The sequence below is a fragment of the Pseudomonas sp. 1121_17 genome (genome assembly GCF_052850745.1).
The window spans coordinates 78,991-95,275 of the sequence record NZ_VXCX01000009.1; the positions used below are offsets into that span (position 1 = coordinate 78,991).

At 63.1% G+C, this 16,285-nt stretch carries 16 protein-coding genes; 9 read left to right on the top strand and 7 right to left on the bottom strand.

Annotation, left to right across the window (positions count from 1 at the left end):
• Nucleotides 1–58 precede the first annotated feature (58 nt).
• Both trpB and trpA read left to right on the top strand, forming a co-directional pair.
• Complete coding sequence (trpB, locus tag FW789_RS16895) at nucleotides 59–1,276, top strand: tryptophan synthase subunit beta (RefSeq protein ID WP_103435466.1); 1,218 nt, start codon at nucleotides 59–61, stop codon at nucleotides 1,274–1,276.
• Complete coding sequence (gene trpA, locus FW789_RS16900; protein WP_103435467.1) at nucleotides 1,273–2,082, top strand: tryptophan synthase subunit alpha; 810 nt, start codon at nucleotides 1,273–1,275, stop codon at nucleotides 2,080–2,082. The genes trpB and trpA overlap by 4 nt, the downstream gene beginning before the upstream one ends.
• 45 nt (nucleotides 2,083–2,127) lie before the next feature.
• On the opposite strand, the gene FW789_RS16905 is transcribed toward trpA, so the two are convergent.
• Together FW789_RS16905 and FW789_RS16910 are read right to left on the bottom strand one after the other, a co-directional pair.
• A complete protein-coding gene (locus tag FW789_RS16905) occupies nucleotides 2,128–2,460 on the bottom strand; it encodes a DOPA 4,5-dioxygenase family protein (protein WP_101322749.1) in 333 nt (110 codons plus the stop codon).
• Between the two features lie 88 nt (nucleotides 2,461–2,548).
• Complete coding sequence (locus FW789_RS16910; RefSeq protein ID WP_103435469.1) at nucleotides 2,549–3,448, bottom strand: choline sulfate utilization transcriptional regulator; 900 nt, start codon at nucleotides 3,446–3,448, stop codon at nucleotides 2,549–2,551.
• 108 nt (nucleotides 3,449–3,556) lie between these two features.
• Between FW789_RS16910 and betC the strand changes: the two genes are divergently transcribed.
• The 3 genes from betC (at nucleotide 3,557) to FW789_RS16925 (ending at nucleotide 7,653) form a co-directional block, all read left to right on the top strand.
• Entirely contained in the window at nucleotides 3,557–5,071 is a 1,515-nt protein-coding gene (betC, locus tag FW789_RS16915; RefSeq protein WP_446431782.1) for a choline-sulfatase, read from the top strand.
• A 14-nt stretch (nucleotides 5,072–5,085) separates the two neighbouring features.
• The gene (gene choX, locus FW789_RS16920; protein ID WP_446431783.1) at nucleotides 5,086–6,009 is read left to right on the top strand and encodes a choline ABC transporter substrate-binding protein; all 924 of its coding nucleotides are present in this window, start codon (nucleotides 5,086–5,088) and stop codon (nucleotides 6,007–6,009) included.
• A 78-nt stretch (nucleotides 6,010–6,087) separates the two neighbouring features.
• Nucleotides 6,088–7,653 (top strand): SulP family inorganic anion transporter, encoded by a 1,566-nt coding sequence (locus FW789_RS16925; RefSeq protein ID WP_446431784.1) that lies wholly within the window; start codon nucleotides 6,088–6,090, stop codon nucleotides 7,651–7,653.
• A 181-nt stretch (nucleotides 7,654–7,834) separates the two neighbouring features.
• Here FW789_RS16925 and aroE read toward each other — a convergent pair whose 3' ends face one another.
• Nucleotides 7,835–8,659 carry a shikimate dehydrogenase gene (gene aroE, locus FW789_RS16930; RefSeq protein WP_103435473.1) on the bottom strand — a complete coding sequence of 275 codons (825 nt, stop codon included), beginning with the start codon at nucleotides 8,657–8,659 and terminating at the stop codon, nucleotides 7,835–7,837.
• 26 nt (nucleotides 8,660–8,685) lie between these two features.
• Nucleotides 8,686–9,597 (bottom strand): oxygen-dependent coproporphyrinogen oxidase, encoded by a 912-nt coding sequence (gene hemF / locus FW789_RS16935; RefSeq protein WP_101322755.1) that lies wholly within the window; start codon nucleotides 9,595–9,597, stop codon nucleotides 8,686–8,688.
• Between the two features lie 135 nt (nucleotides 9,598–9,732).
• Here hemF and FW789_RS16940 point away from each other — a divergent pair, with 135 nt between their 5' ends.
• Entirely contained in the window at nucleotides 9,733–10,710 is a 978-nt protein-coding gene (locus FW789_RS16940) for an NADPH:quinone reductase (protein ID WP_103435474.1), read from the top strand.
• A 45-nt stretch (nucleotides 10,711–10,755) separates the two neighbouring features.
• On the opposite strand, the gene FW789_RS16945 is transcribed toward FW789_RS16940, so the two are convergent.
• From FW789_RS16945 to dprA, 3 genes are all read right to left on the bottom strand, one after another.
• The gene (locus FW789_RS16945) at nucleotides 10,756–11,070 is read right to left on the bottom strand and encodes a DUF3077 domain-containing protein (RefSeq protein ID WP_103438674.1); all 315 of its coding nucleotides are present in this window, start codon (nucleotides 11,068–11,070) and stop codon (nucleotides 10,756–10,758) included.
• 500 nt (nucleotides 11,071–11,570) lie between these two features.
• Complete coding sequence (locus tag FW789_RS16950; RefSeq protein WP_207072804.1) at nucleotides 11,571–12,128, bottom strand: Sua5/YciO/YrdC/YwlC family protein; 558 nt, start codon at nucleotides 12,126–12,128, stop codon at nucleotides 11,571–11,573.
• 36 nt (nucleotides 12,129–12,164) lie between these two features.
• Nucleotides 12,165–13,262, bottom strand: coding sequence for a DNA-processing protein DprA (gene dprA, locus FW789_RS16955; RefSeq protein WP_446431785.1), 1,098 nt, complete (start codon nucleotides 13,260–13,262; stop codon nucleotides 12,165–12,167).
• A gap of 209 nt (nucleotides 13,263–13,471) precedes the next feature.
• On the opposite strand from dprA, the gene def reads away from it, so the two are divergent.
• Genes def through rsmB form a run of 3 tightly spaced genes read left to right on the top strand, consistent with a single transcriptional unit; the run spans nucleotide 13,472 to nucleotide 16,278 of the window.
• Nucleotides 13,472–13,978: a peptide deformylase gene (gene def / locus FW789_RS16960; protein ID WP_101322761.1), complete on the top strand. Its 507-nt coding sequence runs from the start codon at nucleotides 13,472–13,474 to the stop codon at nucleotides 13,976–13,978.
• Nucleotides 13,979–14,038: 60 nt separating this feature from the next.
• Complete coding sequence (fmt, locus tag FW789_RS16965) at nucleotides 14,039–14,971, top strand: methionyl-tRNA formyltransferase (protein WP_101322762.1); 933 nt, start codon at nucleotides 14,039–14,041, stop codon at nucleotides 14,969–14,971.
• A complete protein-coding gene (gene rsmB / locus FW789_RS16970; RefSeq protein ID WP_103435477.1) occupies nucleotides 14,968–16,278 on the top strand; it encodes a 16S rRNA (cytosine(967)-C(5))-methyltransferase RsmB in 1,311 nt (436 codons plus the stop codon). The genes fmt and rsmB overlap by 4 nt, the downstream gene beginning before the upstream one ends.
• The last annotated feature ends 7 nt before the right edge of the window (nucleotides 16,279–16,285 follow it).

Here is a 16,285-nt window from a genome sequence, read left to right on the forward strand (position 1 = left end):
GAGCGCAGTGAAGTTAGAGTAAAGCCCATCAGTCATCCATATCGCCTTGGAGCGCTCCATGACCCAGACCCAATTCCGCGCTGGCCCCGACGCCGACGGCCTGTTCGGCTCGTTCGGTGGCCGCTACGTGGCAGAAACCCTGATGCCGCTGGTGCTGGACCTGGCACGCGAATACGAAGCGGCCAAGGCCGACCCAACGTTCGTCGAGCAGCTGGCGTACTTCCAACGCGATTACATTGGTCGGCCCAACCCGCTGTACTTCGCCGAGCGCCTGACCGAGCACTGCGGCGGCGCGCAGATCTACTTCAAGCGCGAAGAGCTCAACCACACCGGCGCGCACAAGGTTAACAACTGCATCGGCCAGGTACTGCTGGCCAAGCGCATGGGCAAAAAACGCCTGATCGCCGAAACCGGCGCCGGCATGCATGGTGTCGCCACCGCAACCGTGGCTGCCCGTTTCGGCCTGCCGTGCGTGATCTACATGGGCGCCACCGACATCGAGCGCCAGCAAGCCAACGTGTTCCGCATGAAGCTGCTGGGCGCCGAGATCGTTCCGGTTACCTCCGGCACCGGCACCCTCAAAGACGCCATGAACGAAGCGCTGCGCGACTGGGTCACCAACGTCGACGATACCTTCTACCTGATCGGCACCGTTGCTGGCCCGCACCCATATCCTGCGATGGTGCGCGACTTCCAGTCGATCATCGGCAAGGAAACCCGCGCCCAGATGCAGGAAAAACAAGGCCGTCTGCCAGACAGTCTGGTGGCCTGCGTCGGTGGTGGCTCCAACGCCATGGGCCTGTTCCACGAGTTCCTCGATGACGCCAGCGTGCAGATCATCGGCGTTGAAGCCGGCGGCCATGGCGTCGACACCGACAAGCACGCCGCCAGCCTCAACGGCGGCGTACCGGGCGTGCTGCACGGCAACCGCACCTACCTGCTGCAGGACGGCGACGGCCAAATCACCGATGCTCACTCGATTTCGGCAGGCCTGGACTACCCCGGCATTGGCCCGGAACATGCTTTCCTCCACGAAGTGAAGCGGGTCGAGTACGTCAGCATCACCGACGACGAAGCGATCGATGCGTTCCACGCCACGTGCCGTCTGGAAGGCATCATCCCGGCGCTGGAAACTGCCCACGCCCTGGCTGAAGCCATCAAGCGCGCGCCGACCCTGCCTAGCGACCACTTGATGGTAGTGTGCCTGTCCGGCCGTGGCGACAAAGACATGCAAACCGTGATGAACCACATGGCCGCCCAGGAGAAACAGGCATGAGCCGTCTCGAACAACGCTTTGCCGACCTCAAGGCCGAAGGCCGCTCGGCGCTGGTCACTTTCATCACTGCCGGCGACCCTGGCTACGACACCTCGCTGGCCATCCTCAAGGGCCTGCCAGCCGCCGGTGCCGACGTGATCGAGCTGGGCATGCCGTTCACCGACCCTATGGCTGACGGCGTGGCGATCCAGCTGGCGACCTTGCGCGCCCTGGACGCCGGCCAGACCCTGGCAAAAACCTTACAGATGGTTCGCGAGTTCCGCGTCGACAACCAGACCACGCCAATCGTGCTGATGGGTTACTACAACCCGATCCACCGCTTTGGCGTTGAGAAGTTCGTTGCCGAGGCCAACGAGGCTGGCGTTGACGGTTTGATCATCGTCGACCTGCCGCCTGAGCACGACGCCGAGCTGGCCACCCCGGCGCAGGCAGCAGGCATCGACTTCATTCGCCTGACCACACCGACCACCGACGATGCGCGCCTGCCGCGCGTGCTTGAGCGCAGCTCGGGGTTCGTCTACTACGTCTCGGTGGCCGGCGTGACCGGTGCCGGTTCCGCTACCAGCGAGCACGTCAGCGAGGCGCTGGCGCGTCTGCGTCGCCATACCGACCTGCCGATCAGCGTCGGCTTTGGTATCCGCACCCCTGAGCAAGCAGCGGCAATCGCGCGCCTGGCTGAAGGTGTGGTGGTTGGCTCGGCGCTGGTCGACAAGATCGCCAACGCCAGCAACAACGAACAGGCCGTCAACGATGTGCTGAGCTTGTGCTCGGCGCTAGCTGAAGGCGTACGCTCGGCACGTCGCTGAGTTGCCTTGGGCCACTCGCGCTGCTGCAGCGCGGATGGCCCTGCTTCACTCCTCGAAGATCGACAGGTCCAACGGTCGTAAAGCGCCCATCCAGATCGCATGATCACGGTGATCGGCCAGCTCATCGCCAGTCAGCGGGTGCAGAAACACCACCAGCCCGCGCCGATATAACGCCAACCACGGCAGCACCACACCCACCACTTCCGGCGCAAACGCCAGCTGGCAGCTCCAGTCCGGGTGCGGCCCTACTGGTTTCTGATGCATGCGCCCCATGCTCACGGGAAACAGCCGTGTTGCCTCCTCGCACAGCTCCCGCGCCTGCTCCATGCTCTGCGCGTCGTAATAGACGTGCGCGTGGTAACCCTTGATTCTCTGCACGATAGCTCCTGATTACGCTGCAACCATCACCGCCGGCGAGGCAGTGATGCAATGAAAGATAGCCCAGACCACATAGCGGCCCAACCTCTTAACGGTTGCGCTCTTGCTCCAGCCAATCCACAAACCGCTCAATCAACGGCCCACGGCGCTTGCGCGGCGGCAGGACTACGTAATACCCACGGTCCGAGCACAGACTTCCCGTCAATGGCCGGCACAACAGCCCTTGTTCCACCAGGCCGTCCACCAGATGCCCCCAGCCAATCGCGACGCCTTGCCCGGCAATCGCCGCCTGAATCAGCAGCGTGTAGTTATCAAAGCGCAATTGTCCCGCTGGCGGTGGGCTGGTTACGCCGAAGCCGCGGAATACCCCCGCCCAGTCAAACCAGCGGCTGGCCTGCTCGCCCTTCAAATGCAGCAACGGCAAGCGTTGCAAAGCCGAGGCTGACAAGGGTTTGCCGTCAGTCATCCGCGGGCTGCACACCGGGAAAACCTCTTCATTGAACAACCAGCGGCTCTCCCCCTGATGGAAACGCCCATCGCCGAACAGCACCGCGACGTCGATATCCGGGCGCAACATGCCCTGACTACGTTCACCTGTCACCAGGCTTACATCCACCTGTGGATAAGCCTCATGAAAGCGCTGCAGCCGCGGCATCAACCAGAATGCTGCAAAAGCAAAGTCGGTAGCCACCTGCAGCACCTCGCGTTGGCCGCGGCCACTGGCCTGGGCGATGCCGTCATCCATCGCTTGCAGGCCCTGGTGCACCTGTTCGAACAACAACTGGCCGGCTTCGGTGAGCTGAATGCCCCGATAAATACGGTCGAACAGGCGCGTGCCTAGCTTTGCTTCCAGGCGCTTCACCTGCTGACTGACGGCCGGCTGGGTGGTGCCAAGCTCCAATGCGGCAGGGGTAAAGCCACGCAGGCGCGCGGCTGCTTCGAACACGCGCAAAGTATCCAGCGACAGCGCGGCAAGGTGCTCAAACATAAGCTCAGCTAATCCCAGTCATTGCCCGCCATGGGCTTTACCCATGTTAGCGGAAGTCGCATCTTGAAAGGCACGCGGATCGCATAACCTTCAACAATGGAAGCCGACATGACGCGCCCGAATATCCTGTTCATCATGGCCGACCAAATGGCCGCACCCTTGCTGCCAATCTATGGCCCTTCGCCTGTGCAGATGCCCCATCTGAGCCGGCTGGCGAAACAGGCGGTTGTGTTCGATTCAGCCTACTGCAACAGCCCATTGTGCGCGCCGTCACGCTTCACGCTGGTCAGCGGCCAACTGCCCAGCCGCATCGGCGCCTACGACAATGCTGCCGATTTTCCCGCCGATGTACCGACCTATGCGCACTACCTGCGCCGCCTGGGTTACCGCACTGCGCTGTCAGGCAAAATGCACTTCTGCGGCCCAGACCAGCTGCACGGTTACGAAGAGCGGCTGACCAGCGACATCTACCCAGCCGACTATGGCTGGGCGGTGAACTGGGACGAACCGCACGTGCGCCCGAGCTGGTTCCACAACATGTCCTCGGTGCTGCAGGCAGGGCCGTGCGTGCGCACCAACCAGCTGGATTTCGACGAAGAGGTGGTGTTCAAAGCGCGCCAGTACTTGTACGACCATGTGCGCGAGAACGACGGGCGACCGTTCTGCTTGACGGTGTCCATGACCCACCCGCACGACCCCTACACCATCCCCAAGCGATATTGGGATCGCTACGAGGGTGTGGATATTCCGATGCCCACCGGGCTCAGCCAGGCACAACTGGACCCCCACTCACAGCGCCTGCTGAAGGTTTATGACCTGTGGGACAAGCCGCTGCCTGTGGACAAAATTCGCGATGCCCGCCGCGCCTACTTTGGCGCTTGCAGCTACATCGACGACAACATCGGCCAGCTGCTGCAGACCCTGGAGGAGTGCAACCTTGCCGACGACACCTTGATCGTGTTCTCCGGCGACCACGGCGACATGCTGGGCGAGCGAGGCCTCTGGTACAAGATGCACTGGTTCGAGATGTCGGCGCGGGTGCCGCTGCTGATCCATGCGCCCAAGCGCTTTGCTGCAAGCCGGGTGAGCGCCTCGGTATCAACCTGTGATCTGCTGCCGACATTGGTCGAGCTGGCCGGTGGCGCTGTGGATAAAGACCTGCACCTGGATGGCCGCTCACTGCTCGGCCATCTGCAAGGGCAGGGCGGTCACGACGAAGTGATCGGCGAATACATGGCTGAGGGCACTGTCGGCCCACTGATGATGATCCGCCGAGGGCCTTACAAGTTCGTGTACAGCGAAGACGACCCCTGTCTACTCTATGACCTGAGCCGCGACCCGCACGAGCGGGAGAACCTCACCGGCAGCCCGGACTACCAGGCGCTGCTGCAGGCATTTGTCGATGAAGCACACCAGCGCTGGAATATTCCCAGCCTGCGCCAGCAGGTGCTGGCCAGCCAGCGCCGCCGCCGGCTGGTTGGCGAAGCGCTGGCCATCGGCAAGCTGAACAGCTGGGACCATCAACCCTGGGTAGATGCCAGCCAACAGTACATGCGCAACCACATCGATCTCGACGACCTCGAGCGCAAGGCACGTTATCCACAGCCCGCACCCCTGGATTGAGAAGAGAGGCCGCCATGCACACGTTCTCCACCGCCGTACTTGCTTTGGCTCTGGGCATCGCTACGGCGAACGCAGCCGACAGCGACGCGCAATGCAGCACCGTAAAATTAGCCGACCCTGGCTGGAGTGATATTGCCTCGACCAACGCTGTCGCCCGGCTGCTGCTGGAAAGCCTGGGCTACCAGGTCAAAATAGACAGTCTGGCCGTGCCGATCATCTACGGCGGCCTCAAGGATGGGAGGGTCGATGCCTTTCTTGGCAACTGGATGCCGGCGCACCAGAGCTTTCACGACAAGTTCATCGCCAACGGTGAAGTACAGCAGCTGTCACGCAACCTGGAAGGAACCGAGTTCACCCTGGCGGTGCCCGACTACGTATGGAACGCCGGGGTCAAGAGCTTCGCTGACCTGCAGAAACACGCCGATCAGTTCGACCACAAGCTCTACGGTATCGGCTCCGGAGCCCCGGCCAACCTCTCGTTGAAAGAAATCATCGACAACAATGAATTCAACCTTGGCCAGTGGAAGCTGGTGGAATCCAGCGAGCAGGCGATGCTGGCCCAGGTCGATCGGGCGATCAAGAAACAGCAGTTCATCACCTTCCTTGGCTGGACCCCGCATCCGATGAACGTGAAGCTGAAGATGCATTACCTGACCGGCGGCGAGAAGTGGTTCGGCAGCAAAGGCGAGGTATACACGCTGACCCGCAAGGGTTATACACAAGCGTGCCCGAATGCGGCGAAGCTGCTGGGGAATCTCAAGTTCACACTGGACATGGAAAACAGCATCATGGCCCAGGTTGTGGATAAGAAGATCAGCTTCGATGAAGCGGCCAAGGCATGGGTGAAAGCGCACCCCGAATCGCTGGACGAATGGTTGCTCGGCGTGACCACCAAAGCCGATAACAATGGGCTGGAGGCAGTCAAAGCCAAGCTCTGACCTTGCGAACAGCCCCGCAGAACTGGGGTCAGGTGCTAGGGTCGCTCTCGGCGTAACCTTAAGGATTGTGGATAACTCATGCATCGCCTCAGTCATCTGCTGCCATTCCTCACGTGGCTGCCGCGGCAAACGCCGCGCAGCGTGCGCCAGGACCTGCTGGTCGGCCTGAGCGGCGCAATCCTTGCCCTGCCACAATCCATCGCCTACGCGCTGATCGCTGGCCTGCCGGCCGAGTACGGCCTGTACGCGGCCATCGTGCCGGTGATCATCGCCTGCCTGTGGGGATCTTCGGGGCACCTGATCTGCGGCCCGACCGCGGCCATCTCGATCGTGCTGTATGCCAGTGTCAGCCCGCTGGCCGTCAGTGGCAGCAGCGACTACATCAGCCTGATCCTGCTGCTGACGTTTCTAGCCGGCGCCTTCCAACTGGTGCTCGGACTGGTGCGCTTTGGCGCACTGGTGAATTTTGTCTCGCACTCGGTGGTGCTCGGCTTCACCCTTGGTGCGGCTGTGGTCATTGCCTTGGGGCAACTGCCAAACCTGCTCGGCATCGAACTGGCGAGCCAGGCCACCGCGCTGAAAACCCTGCAGGATCTGCTCAGTCACGCTGGCGAAATCGACCTGCCAGCGCTGACGCTGGGCTTGGCGACGTTGCTGCTTGGCCTGCTGCTGAAGCTTTGGCGGCCGCGCTGGCCGAGCCTGTTGATAAGTCTGCTGCTGGTCAGCCTGGTCGCCTGGTTGCTGCCGCAATGGTTTGGCCAGGTGGCGCGGGTGCCGGCGTTCAGCGGCCAGCTGCCACCCTTGAGCCCGTTGCCATTGCTGGATTTCGAACTGATCCTGCGCTTGCTGCCAAGCGCCGTGGCGGTGGGCATGCTCGGCTTGGTCACCAGCCTGTCGATTGCCCGCTCGCTGGCGTCGCGCTCCGAGCAAATGATCGATGCCAATCAGGAAATCCGCGCCCAAGGCCTGTCGAACATGGTCGGCAGCGTATTCTCCGGTTACCTCTCGTCCGGCTCATTCACCCGCTCGGGCTTGAGCTACGATGCGGGCGCACGTTCGCCGTTGGCCGGGGTGTTTTCCGCATTGTGGGTGGCGCTGTTCGCAGTGACCGGCGCCGGCCTGATTGCGCATCTGCCGATCCCGGCCATGGCCGGCAGCATTTTGCTGATCTGCTGGGGTTTGATCGATGTACGCGGCATCCGCGCGCTGTTTCGGGTCAGCCGCGCTGAGTTTCTGGTGATGGCCCTGACCGCTATGGCAACGCTGCTGCTGGAGCTGCAGACCGCGATCTATGCCGGCGTACTGGCCTCGCTGTTCTTCTACCTCAAGCGCACCTCACAGCCCCGCGTGCTGCAAAGCCGCGAAGGCGAGACGGATGTACTGCGGGTGGGGGGGTCGATCTTCTTTGGCGCAGCGCACTACCTGCAAGTGCGCCTGCAACGCTGCCAAGGGCCGCATGTACTGATCGATGCGCGGCAGGTCAACTTTATCGACTATTCGGGCGTTGACATGCTCCACCGTGAAGCGCGGAGGCTGATGCGTAATGGCGGTAGCCTGACGCTGCAAAGGGCCAGGCCGCAGGTGGTCGAAGAGCTGCAGAAGCTTGAAGGGGCGCAGGCGTGCCCGATACGCTTTGAGAACTGAGTAGCCCTTTCAGAATGCTGGGGGCGCTTTGCGCCCCTTTCGCGACACAAGGCCGCTCCTACGCCGACCGCGCAATTCAGATATGCGCGGTCGGCGTAGGAGCGGCCTTGTGTCTCGAAAGGGCTGCAAAGCAGCCCCAAGGCTCTCAAACCCCACTCAATTTTGAGACCCTGCCCGATCCTCAGCCCCGCGCCAACTGGCGACGCAGCTCATCCAGCACTGGCGCGGTGTCCGGGCGGACCCCGCGCCAGATGAAGAACGCCTCGGCCGCCTGCTCGGCGAGCATGCCCAGGCCATCGAGTACCTTGGCTGCCTGCAAGCGAGTCGCCCACTGGCAAAACGGGGTCGGCACCTTGGCGTACATCATGTCGTAGCACACGGTGCGACCAGCTTCGACCAGGCTGTCGGCAATCGGCGGCATCTGCCCGGCAAGGCTGGCCGAGGTGGCGTTGATGATCACGTCAACCGGCTCGCTGAGCCAGGCAAAACCACTGGCCACCACCGGCCCCAGCGCATCGAACTCATGCGCCAGCTGCTCGGCCTTTTCTTCTGTCCGGTTAGCGATCACCAGCGCCTGCGGGTTATGCGCCAGAATCGGCTCGAGTACACCGCGCACTGCGCCGCCCGCACCAAGGATGAGGATGCGCTTGCCCTTGAGCTCGACCCCGGCGTTTTGCGTGAGGTCGCGCACCAGACCGGCGCCGTCGGTGTTGTCACCTTGCAGGCTGCCGTCGGCCAGCTTGGTCAGGGTGTTGACCGCGCCGGCGCGCTGGGCACGCTCGGTGAGGCTGTCGCACAGGCGGTAGGCTTCTTCCTTGAACGGCACGGTGACGTTGGCACCCTGGCCTTGCTTGAAGAAGCCGCGAGCGCAGTCGCTGAACTCGTCCAGCGGCGCCAGCAGTGTGTTGTATTCAATGGGCTGGCCGGTCTGATCGGCAAACAGGCGGTGGATCAGCGGCGACTTGCTGTGGCCGATCGGGTTGCCGAAAACGACGTACTGGTCCATGGCGCTTCCTCGGTTATCCACAGGGCTTACTGGCCAAGCCAGTCGCGGTCTTGCAGGTAGTAGTCGGTCAGGCGCGCTTCTTCGCTGCCTGGCGCCGGCTTCCAGTCATAGCCCCAGCGCACTTGCGGCGGCAGCGACATCAGGATCGACTCGGTACGCCCGCCCGATTGCAGACCGAACAAGGTGCCACGGTCGTACACCAGGTTGAACTCGACATAGCGCCCACGGCGGTACTCCTGGAATTCGCGCTGCTCAGCGGTATAAGGCGTGGCCTTGCGCCGCTGCACGATCGGCAGGTAGGCGTCGATATAGGCATCGCCGATCGCCCGAATGAAGGCGAAGCAGGTGTCGAAGTCCCACTCGTTGAGGTCATCGAAGAACAGCCCACCAATGCCACGCGGCTCGCCGCGGTGCTTGAGGTGGAAGTAGCGGTCGCACCAGGCTTTGTAACGCGGGTAGACGTCGGCGCCGAACGGTGCGCAGGCCTGCTCGGCGACGCGGTGCCAGTGCACGCAGTCTTCCTCGTTGCCGTAGTAGGGGGTGAGGTCAAAGCCGCCGCCAAACCACCAGACTGCCTCTTCGCCTTCTTTTTCGGCGATGAAAAACCGCACATTGGCGTGCGAAGTCGGCACATGCGGGTTGTGCGGGTGGATCACCAACGACACCCCCAGCGCCTCGAAGCCGCGCCCGGCCAGCTCTGGCCGATGTGCACTGGCCGACGGCGGCAGGCCGCTGCCGAACACGTGGGAGAAGTTGACCCCACCTTTTTCAATCAGCGCGCCATCCCCGATCACCCGCGTGCGCCCGCCACCACCGGCTTCGCGCACCCACGCGTCCTCGACGAAGCGGGCGCCGCCGTCTTCGCGTTCGAGGGCAGAGCAGATGCGGTCTTGCAGGTCGAGCAGATAGGCCTTCACGGCCTCGGTGCGGCTGGTCATCGGGGTCACCTGGGAGGAGCAGGGAAGAATTCGCCGCGTAGCATACCACCGGCAACCGGCGCGTCGCAGTTGACGGCAGTCAAGCAAAGGCGTCCGATAGAAGGCCTGCATCCAATCCGACAACAGGAGTGCGAGATGGCCCAGCGTATCCAGTTCAGCCAGCATGGCGGCCCCGAAGTACTGCAACTGGTCGAGTTCGACCCGGCCCCACCCGGCCCGCAGCAGGTTCGTGTGCGCAACCAGGCGATCGGCCTGAACTTCATCGACACGTATTTCCGCAGCGGCCTGTACCCACCGCCAGCGCTGCCCTCGGGCCTGGGCACCGAAGGTGCCGGCATCGTCGATGCGGTTGGCGAAGGTGTCACCCGGCTCAAGGTCGGCGACCGCGTCGCTTACGTCGGTGGCCCGCTGGGCGCCTACAGCCAAGTGCACACGCTGCCCGAAGCCAACCTGGTCAAACTGCCCGACAGCATCAGCTTCGAGCAGGCAGCTGCGGTGATGCTCAAAGGCCTGACCGTGCAGTACCTGCTCAAACAGACCTACGCCGTGCAGCCGGGCGAAGTGATCCTGTTCCACGCCGCAGCTGGTGGGGTTGGCTCGCTGGCGTGCCAGTGGGCCAAAGCGCTGGGCGCCAAGCTGATCGGCACAGTCAGCTCGGCGGAAAAAGCCGAGCGGGCCAAGGCACTCGGTGCTTGGGCGACCATCGACTACAGCCACGAAGACGTCGCCAAGCGCGTGCTTGAGCTGACTGACGGCAAAAAAGTTGCGGTGGTGTACGACGGTGTTGGTGCCGATACCTGGCTGACCTCGCTGGACTGCCTGCGACCGCGTGGGTTGATGGTCAGCTTCGGCAACGCCTCTGGCGCGGTCAGTGGCGTCAATCTGGGCATTCTGGCGCAGAAGGGTTCGCTGTACGTGACCCGACCGACCTTGGCCACTTACGCCAACAATGCCGAAAACACCCAGGCCATGGCCGATGACCTGTTCGCCATGATCGCCAGCGGCCAACTGACGGTGGATATCCAGCAACGCTACCCGCTCAGCGAAGCGGCCAAGGCGCAGAGCGAGCTGTCGGCGCGACGCACCGTTGGTTCGACCGTACTGCTGCCGTGAGTGATTGGGGCCGGCTAACGGCCCCAATATTCAACACAGCGGCTGTCAGATGAGAGACATACGCTTCTCCAGCGTGCCTGCCTCGAAGTTGTCGAGCAGCGACTCGACCACACCCTCAGCCGCTTCCACTGCGTGCAGGTTGGCCCAGTACAGGCCACGGCCTTCTTCGCGCATGTGTTCCATGGCCTGCATGCCGGTTTCGTAGGCACAGCGCAGGTGCAGCGCTACGTGGACCAGAGCGTCTTCAATGGGGATGTTTGGGTTTACTGAGAAAAGCGGAGAATGGGCGGCTTCGCAGCGGCCGAAGGGGTGGGCGGTGGTGGAGGGTAAGGGTGGATCTGGGACGATTTTCTTAGTCATACGGATCTCGACCATCTCGCTGACACACCGCTCGTTACCACACGAAGGGTGGCAGCTGCACACGGGGTGGTAAACCAGGGAGATACCGACCCGGCAGGCTCGAAAGCCTCCCGTGCACAGCCGCCATATGACGACCAAGTATCTGACCCAGCGGGGTTACCACACCCCATCACCGAGGTATTCGGTGACGGTATGAAGCCTAAGGGCGTGAGTTCCAGCTGAGAAGGTGATGACGTCCGACAGCGTGCGTAGGATATTTCGCTGAATGCGATCCGCACAGCCTTTTGGTAAAAATCAGAAATATCCTGCACATTACCGGTTAATGCTGGGCAACAGTCTGCGCACTTACCACTTCGGTACCAGCCAGAAATGCTGGGGGCGCTGCGCAGCCCCGACAGACTCAAACCAGACGCAATTCCGAGATAAATTCACAGGGGTTTGCAGGATCCTGCAAATGTGCAAAAAAAACCGCGAAAAACAAGCGGATTCGCAGCCCTGAATCACCCCGCCCGCAACACCTCGCCAGTAGCCAAATCCCGAATCACACTCGGATTCTTCCGCCCACCCAACAAGCCACCCAACACCAGATCCAGATCCCCGCGGAAATACTGCTCCACCCGCAAGCGGCTCTTCGCTGCAGGCCGTCCACCGGGGTTGGCCGAGGTGGAAATCAGCGGCCCAACCAGCGCGCACAGTTCGCGTACCTGTGGATGATCGCTGACGCGCAGGGCGACGGTGTCGTGCTGGCCGGTGACCCACTCCGGCAACATGCCCTGATGCGGTACCAGCCAGGTATTGGGGCCAGGCCAGGTGTCGGCCATACGCTTGATCCAGTCTTCGGGGAAGTCTTCGAACAGGAAGTCGAACTGCTCGATGCTGTCTGCCACCAGAATCAGGCCTTTATCCACAGGCCGCGACTTGAGCGCAAGCAGGCGATACACCGCGTCTTCGTTCCATGGGTCGCAACCCAGGCCCCAGACGGCTTCGGTCGGATAGGCAATCACCGCGCCCGCGCGAATTTCCCGTGCGGCCTGCTGCACACGCCAACTGCTCACCATTGTTGATTCTCCGAATTACGCTGACCTGCAGTTTACTCAGCCAGACCGCGCAAACCAACGCCCAGCTTGATTGCTGACGCGGCCTTCCAGCTCCAGCTCGGTCAGGCTGGCGAGCACCTGCGCCAGCGCCTGCCCGCTGCTGCGGGCCAGGCCTTCGCTGGTTTGCGGGGCAGCATGGAGCAAGGCAAGCAGGGGATGAGCGGGTTTATCCACAGCCACCGGCGGCAGGTTTTGCCAACCGCGCAGGCTGCCGAGGATCTGCTCGACGCTTTCCACCAGCAGCGCGCCATCACGAATCAACTGGTGGCAGCCCTTGGCGCCGGGGTGATGGATCGAGCCTGGGATGGCATACACCTCGCGGCCTTGCTCCGCCGCCAGGCGTGCGCTGATCAGCGAGCCGCTGGCGGTACCGGCCTCGACCACCAGCACACCGAGCGACAAACCACTGATGATCCGGTTGCGACGGGGGAAGTTGCCAGGCAGTGGTCCGGCGTCCAGCGGGAACTCTGAAACCACCGCGCTACCACGCTCGATCATCTCCTGCGCGAGGGCTTTATGGCGCTGTGGATAAAGTTTTTCAAGACCCGTGCCAAGCACCCCAATTGTACTGCCGTGAGCGTCCAGCGCAGCCCGATGAGCGGCGCCGTCTACGCCCAGCGCCAGGCCACTGGTGATGGTAAAACCGGCGCGGGCGAGGCAGCGCGAAAAAGCTGCGGCATTGTCCAGCGCCGGCGGCGAAGCGCGCCTGCTGCCGACGACTGCCAGCTGCGGGCGCTCGAGTATTTCAACGTTGCCGGCCACAAACAGCAGCGGCGGGGCATCGTCGATTTCACCTAGCAGCGAGGGATAGCCAGGCTGGTCCCACATCAGCAAATGCTGGCCCGGACGCTCTAGCCAGGCCATTGCAGCGCTGGCACCATCGCGCACTTGTGGGCTGCGCCGAGCCTCGCAGGCCGCGGCAGTCAGCCCCAGCGTGCGCCAGGCAGTTGCCGGTGCACTGAGCGCCGAGGAGGCGCTGCCAAACGCCTCAATCAGTGTCAGAAAACGCCGCATACCGACGTCAGGCAAGCGATGCAGGCGCAGCCGCGCCTCTAATTCAGCAGGTGGACAGTCAGACGAAAGGGGAACGGGCATGGCTGATCATCCTTGATCGACAAAGGGTCATGCAGATGGCACAACCTGTGGATAACTGTGTTGATAAGAGTTTTATAACCTGTCAGCAGATTCGGCTATAAGCGCCGTTCTGAAACCCTAGCTGACCTTTGCTACGTGCTGAATCGCGCGTTTGCCTTTATTATGTGTGTTCAGTTTTCAACCGACCGCACAGTGACTGCCTGACCCCTATGGCCATTTTGAACATTCTCGAATTCCCGGACCCGCGCCTGCGTACCATTGCCAAACCGGTGACGGTGTTTGACGACGCCTTGCGCCAGCTGATCGACGACATGTTTGAAACCATGTACGAAGCGCCTGGCATCGGCCTGGCCGCGACGCAGGTCAACGTCCATCTGCGCCTGGTAGTGATGGACCTGAGCGAAGATCGCAGCGAGCCACGGGTGTTCATCAACCCCGAGCTCGAAGAGCTGACCGACGACATGGGCCAATACCAGGAAGGCTGCCTGTCGGTGCCGGGCTTCTACGAAAACGTCGATCGCCCTCTGCGCATCCGGGTCAAAGCCCAGGATCGCGATGGCAAGCCGTACGAGATGGAGGCCGAGGGCCTGCTCGCGGTGTGCGTGCAGCACGAGCTGGACCACCTCAACGGCAAGCTGTTTGTCGACTACCTTTCGCAGCTCAAACGTGACCGGATCAAGAAGAAGCTGGAAAAGCAGCACCGCCAGAACGCCTGATCCCCCACCTTGCAGAAGGCTTGCTCCGGCAAGCCTTTTTCTATTTCAAGCGAGAACTCCATGCGCATCGTCTTCGCGGGCACCCCTGAGTTTGCCGCCGAACACCTCAAAGCCCTGCTCGACAGCCCTTACCAGGTGGTTGCGGTGTACACCCAGCCCGACCGCCCGGCCGGCCGTGGGCAAAAGCTCATGCCGAGCCCGGTCAAGCAGTTGGCCGTGGCCCATGACATCCCTGTGCTGCAACCGCCGACCCTGCGCAATGCCGAGGCCCAGGCCGAACTGGCCGCGCTGGCGCCGGACCTGCTGGTGGTGGTTGCCTACGGTTTGATCCTGCCGCAGGCGGTGCTGGATATCCCGCGCCTGGGCTGCATCAACAGCCATGCCTCGCTGCTGCCACGCTGGCGCGGTGCGGCGCCGATCCAGCGCGCCGTCGAAGCCGGCGATGCCGAGAGCGGCGTCACCGTGATGCGCATGGAAGCGGGCCTGGACACCGGGCCGATGCTGCTCAAGGTCACTACTCCAATCAGTGCCAGCGACACCGGCGGCAGCCTGCATGACCGCCTTGCCGAAATGGGCCCGCCTGCCGTGCTCGAGGCGATTGCCGGGCTGGCCGCTGGCACCTTGCAGGGTGAAGTGCAGGATGACGCCCTGGCCACTTATGCACATAAGCTGAACAAAGAAGAAGCGCGCATCGACTGGAGCCGCCCGGCAGTTGAGCTGGAGCGCCTGGTACGCGCCTTCAACCCATGGCCGGTGTGCCACACCAGCCTCGATGGCGAAAGCGTGAAGGTCCTCGAAGCGAAGTTGTCCACAGGCAGCGGCGCACCCGGCCAGATCCTCAGCGCCAGCAAGGACGGCCTGGTCGTCGCCTGCGGTGAGCAGGCACTGAGCCTGACTCGCCTGCAACTGCCAGGCGGCAAGGCGCTGAACTTCAGCGACCTGTTCAACAGCCGCCGCGAGAAGTTCGCTGACGGCAAGGTGCTTGGCCAATGAACCCACGTCTGGCTGCTGCCCGTGCCCTCGCTGCTGTACTCAGCGGCAAGGCTTCGCTGAACAGTTCGTTGCCAACGCAACTGGACAAGGTCGAGGAGCGCGACCGTGGCCTGACTCAGGACCTCGCCTTCGGCACCGCCCGCTGGCAGCCACGCCTGGAACTGCTGGCCGCACAGTTGCTGCAAAAGCCGTTCAAGGCGGCCGACAGTGATGTGCAGGCGCTACTACTGGTGGGCCTGTATCAGCTGTTCTACACGCGGATCCCGGCGCATGCCGCCATCGGCGAAACCGTGGGCTGTGCCGACAAGCTTAAAAAGCCGTGGGCCAAGGCCCTGCTCAATGCCGTGCTGCGCCGCGCCCAGCGCGAGGGCGAAGAACTGCTCGCCAGCATGGAGCGCGATCCGGTGGTGCGTACCGCCCACCCGCGCTGGCTGCAGAAGTCGCTCAAGGCGTTCTGGCCGGAGCAGTGGGAAGCCATCTGCGCCGCCAACAATGCGCATCCGCCGATGATCCTGCGGGTCAACCGCCGCCATCACAGCCGCGACGCCTACCTGGCCTTGCTTGGCGAAGCCGGTATCGCTGCCGCTGCTTGCCAGTACAGCCGCGACGGCATCGTGCTCGCGGCCGCCTGCGACGTGCGTGGCCTGCCAGGCTTTACCGAAGGCTGGATCAGCGTGCAGGACGAAGCGGCGCAACTGGCCGCCGACCTGCTCGAACTGGCCCCCGGCCAACGCGTGCTGGATGCCTGCTGCGCACCGGGCGGCAAGACCTGCCACCTGCTCGAAGCCGAGCAGGGCCTGGCCGAAGTGGTGGCGATCGACCTGGAAGCCAAGCGCCTGGTCCGCGTGCGCGAGAACTTGGCGCGCCTGCAACTGGACGCCAAGCTGATCGCCTGCGATGCCCGCGACACCGCCAACTGGTGGGACGGCAAGACCTTCCAGCGCATTCTGCTCGATGCACCGTGCTCGGCGACTGGAGTGATCCGTCGACATCCGGACATCAAGTTGACCCGTCAGGCTGATGACATCCCGGCCCTGGCGACGTTGCAGGGCGAGTTGCTCGATGCGCTGTGGCCCACCCTGGAAGTCGGCGGCATGCTGCTGTACGCCACCTGCTCGAGCCTGCCGACCGAAAACACTGAAGTGATCGAGGCGTTTCTGGCCCGCACGCCAGGCGCCCGTGAACTGGACCTGGCCACCGAGGCCGGCCTGCGCCAGCCGCACGGGCGCCAGTTGCTGGCTCAGGAAGGCGGCCACGACGGCTTCTACTATGCCAAGCTGATCAAGATTGCCGCCTCGCGCGGATAAAACACCA

What these genes read in the sequence shown, in the direction of transcription:
- choX (WP_446431783.1), top strand. Translation starts at nt 5,086, where the DNA reads ATGCACACGTTCTCCACCGCCGTACTTGCTTTGGCTCTGGGCATCGCT.
- dprA (WP_446431785.1), bottom strand. Translation starts at nt 13,262, where the DNA reads ATGCCCGTTCCCCTTTCGTCTGACTGTCCACCTGCTGAATTAGAGGCG.
- FW789_RS16940 (WP_103435474.1), top strand. Translation starts at nt 9,733, where the DNA reads ATGGCCCAGCGTATCCAGTTCAGCCAGCATGGCGGCCCCGAAGTACTG.
- FW789_RS16945 (WP_103438674.1), bottom strand. Translation starts at nt 11,070, where the DNA reads ATGACTAAGAAAATCGTCCCAGATCCACCCTTACCCTCCACCACCGCC.
- hemF (WP_101322755.1), bottom strand. Translation starts at nt 9,597, where the DNA reads ATGACCAGCCGCACCGAGGCCGTGAAGGCCTATCTGCTCGACCTGCAA.
- FW789_RS16910 (WP_103435469.1), bottom strand. Translation starts at nt 3,448, where the DNA reads ATGTTTGAGCACCTTGCCGCGCTGTCGCTGGATACTTTGCGCGTGTTC.
- FW789_RS16925 (WP_446431784.1), top strand. Translation starts at nt 6,088, where the DNA reads ATGCATCGCCTCAGTCATCTGCTGCCATTCCTCACGTGGCTGCCGCGG.
- fmt (WP_101322762.1), top strand. Translation starts at nt 14,039, where the DNA reads ATGCGCATCGTCTTCGCGGGCACCCCTGAGTTTGCCGCCGAACACCTC.
- trpB (WP_103435466.1), top strand. Translation starts at nt 59, where the DNA reads ATGACCCAGACCCAATTCCGCGCTGGCCCCGACGCCGACGGCCTGTTC.
- trpA (WP_103435467.1), top strand. Translation starts at nt 1,273, where the DNA reads ATGAGCCGTCTCGAACAACGCTTTGCCGACCTCAAGGCCGAAGGCCGC.
- def (WP_101322761.1), top strand. Translation starts at nt 13,472, where the DNA reads ATGGCCATTTTGAACATTCTCGAATTCCCGGACCCGCGCCTGCGTACC.
- FW789_RS16950 (WP_207072804.1), bottom strand. Translation starts at nt 12,128, where the DNA reads ATGGTGAGCAGTTGGCGTGTGCAGCAGGCCGCACGGGAAATTCGCGCG.
- betC (WP_446431782.1), top strand. Translation starts at nt 3,557, where the DNA reads ATGACGCGCCCGAATATCCTGTTCATCATGGCCGACCAAATGGCCGCA.
- aroE (WP_103435473.1), bottom strand. Translation starts at nt 8,659, where the DNA reads ATGGACCAGTACGTCGTTTTCGGCAACCCGATCGGCCACAGCAAGTCG.
- rsmB (WP_103435477.1), top strand. Translation starts at nt 14,968, where the DNA reads ATGAACCCACGTCTGGCTGCTGCCCGTGCCCTCGCTGCTGTACTCAGC.